Consider the following 2,390-nt stretch of genomic DNA (forward strand, 5'->3'; position numbering starts at 1 on the left):
ACGAGCTGCTCGACCTCGCGATGGGCCTCGAGGAGATCGCGCTCAACGACGACTACTTCGTCTCGCGCAAGCTCTACCCGAACGTCGACTTCTACACGGGGCTGATCTACAAGGCCATGGGCTTCGACCCGTCGATGTTCACGCCGCTGTTCGCGCTCGGCCGGATGCCCGGCTGGATCGCCCAGTGGCGCGAGATGATGCTCGACCCGCAGACCAAGATCGGCCGCCCGCGGCAGATCTACACGGGAGCGACCGAGCGCGACTACGTGGGCATCGACGCCCGCTGATCGCGTGGAGCAGGGCGGTGGTGAGGCTCGAGAGCCTCGCTGCCGCCCTGTACGCATGCTCGGGCGGGTTGGTGTCAGTCCTCGTCGGCGGCCAGGGTGAGGCGGACGCTGCCCGCCGGTAGCGTCGTCGTGCCCGCCGACCAGTCGGTCGACTCACGGTCCCAGCGCTGGTCCGCGACCTCGACCGAGGTGGTGCCGAGCTCGGCCGCGGTCGCGACCGCCCACTGCGCGACGGCCCAGCCCATGCGGTCGGCGTCGTCGCTCAGCGCGGAGGCGTCGATGGTCACCGTCGTCGGCCCGTCCTGGGGCGTCGCAACCTTGGTCGGGACCTTGCCGAAGTCCCGCTTCACGCGCGCGACGACCGCCTGCGGGTCGCCCGTGCCGGGCGCGGCCTCGTGCAGCTCGCAGCGCAGCGACGCCTCCGAGTAGCCCGTGAGCGCGGACGCGAACGCGCGGGCGCGCGGCTCGTGCTGGGCGTACGCGTCGGGGAAGCCCGAGCGCTGCACGGCCTGGGCGGCCTCGGTGATCGGCAGGTCCTCGTAGCCGTCGACCTTGACGAGGTGGTCGAAGAACTTCCCGGTCGAGTACACCGGGTCCATGATCTGCTCGACGGTGCCCCAGCCCTGCGAGGGGCGCTGCTGGAACAGGCCGATCGAGTCTCGGTCGCCGTAGTCGATGTTGACCAGCCGTGACTCCTGCATCGCGGTCGCGAGCCCGATCGTCGCGGCCCGAGCGGGCAGGCCGCGGCGGATCGTGACCGCGCTGATCAGCGCAGCGTTCTTCGCCTGCGTCGGCGAGAGCGCGACCTGCTCGGCGCCCTCGCCCGCGAAGCAGACCTCGGTCGTCGGGCGAGGCGGGCTCTGGCTGTTGAGCACCGCCACGACGCCGACGACGGTGCCGAGCAGCAGCACGAGGACGATCGCGATGGCGACGAACGCGCGCAGAGCGCTCCTGCGCCGGCGCCTCGGGCGTCGGGCCACGCTCAGTTCGCGTGGAGGGCGCTGTTGAGCTCGACGCCGGCGCCCGTGCGGGCCACGGCCTCGACCCCGCCCGTGAGCGAGTTGCGCCGGAACAGCACGCCGTCGGCACCGGCGAGCTCGCGGGCCTTGACCACGCGGCCCTCGTCGTCGCCGAACCCGATCAGCGTGACCTTGGTGCCGGCGGTGACGTACAGGCCCGCCTCGATCACGCAGTCGTCGCCGAGCGGGATGCCGAGACCGGCGTTGGCGCCCAGCAGCGAGCGCGCGCCCACGGACACGACGAGGCGTCCACCCCCGGACAGCGTGCCCATGATCGAGGCGCCGCCGCCGATGTCCGAGCCGTCGCCGACGACCACGCCGGCCGAGATCCGGCCCTCGACCATCGACGTGCCGAGCGTGCCGGCGTTGTAGTTGACGAAGCCCTCGTGCATGACGGTCGTGCCCGCCGCGAGGTGCGCGCCCAGGCGGACGCGGTCGGCGTCGGCGATCCGCACGCCGGTCGGCAGCACGTAGTCGACCATCCGCGGGAACTTGTCGACCCCGTGCACGGTCGGGGCGATGCCCGTCGCGGTGCGCAGGCGCAGCCGGGTGGCCTCGAAGCCCTCGACGGCGCACGGTCCGCGGTCCGTCCACACGACGTTGGGCAGCACGGCGAACAGGCCGTCGAGGTTCTGCCCGTGCGGCGCGACGAGGCGGTGCGAGAGCAGGTGCAGTCGCAGGTAGGCGTCGGCGGTGTCGGCGGGAGCGGAGTCGAGGTCGACGACCGTGCGGACGACGACCACGCGGACGGCCCGAGCCTCGTCGGTCCGCTCGGCCGCCGCGAGCTCGGCGGGGGCGACGGCGTCGTCGTCCGGGGTGCCGAGTGCGGGGGCCGGGTACCAGGTATCCAGGGTGACGCCGTCGAGGGTGACCGTGGAAAGGCCGAACCCCCAGGCGGAACGTGAAGTCATGGGCGCAACCCTAGGCGACAGCCCCGCTCCGGGACGATCGTGTCCGGCCCCGTCCCACCCGGGTACCGGGCAGTTCCGCCTGGCCGCCGTCGATGCAGCGTCGATCCCGGAGAATTCTCCGAGAACGACCCCCGGGTGCGAGATCGACCGTCCGGGAGGGTCGATCTCGCACC

The 2,390-nt window shown here is 72.6% G+C and carries 3 protein-coding genes; 1 reads left to right on the forward strand and 2 read right to left on the reverse strand.

The genetic code is table 11. From position 1 onward, the window contains the following. The coding region (locus tag D1825_RS00280) for a citrate/2-methylcitrate synthase (RefSeq protein WP_325051447.1) at positions 1-287 on the forward strand (287 nt) is incomplete at its 5' end. A 74-nt stretch (positions 288-361) separates the two neighbouring features. On the opposite strand, the gene D1825_RS00285 is transcribed toward D1825_RS00280, so the two are convergent. Together D1825_RS00285 and dapD are read right to left on the reverse strand one after the other, a co-directional pair. Continuing rightward, complete coding sequence (locus D1825_RS00285; RefSeq protein WP_118765561.1) at positions 362-1,267, reverse strand: hypothetical protein; 906 nt, start codon at positions 1,265-1,267, stop codon at positions 362-364. A 2-nt stretch (positions 1,268-1,269) separates the two neighbouring features. Further along, a complete protein-coding gene (dapD, locus tag D1825_RS00290; protein ID WP_118765562.1) occupies positions 1,270-2,217 on the reverse strand; it encodes a 2,3,4,5-tetrahydropyridine-2,6-dicarboxylate N-succinyltransferase in 948 nt (315 codons plus the stop codon). Positions 2,218-2,390: the final 173 nt, after the last annotated feature.

The organism is Cellulomonas rhizosphaerae (assembly GCF_003470205.1).
Lineage (GTDB): Bacteria > Actinomycetota > Actinomycetes > Actinomycetales > Cellulomonadaceae > Cellulomonas > Cellulomonas rhizosphaerae.

Excerpts from the sequence above, each read along its gene's own strand:
- dapD (WP_118765562.1), bottom strand. The coding sequence starts at position 2,217 with ATGACTTCACGTTCCGCCTGGGGGTTCGGCCTTTCCACGGTCACCCTC.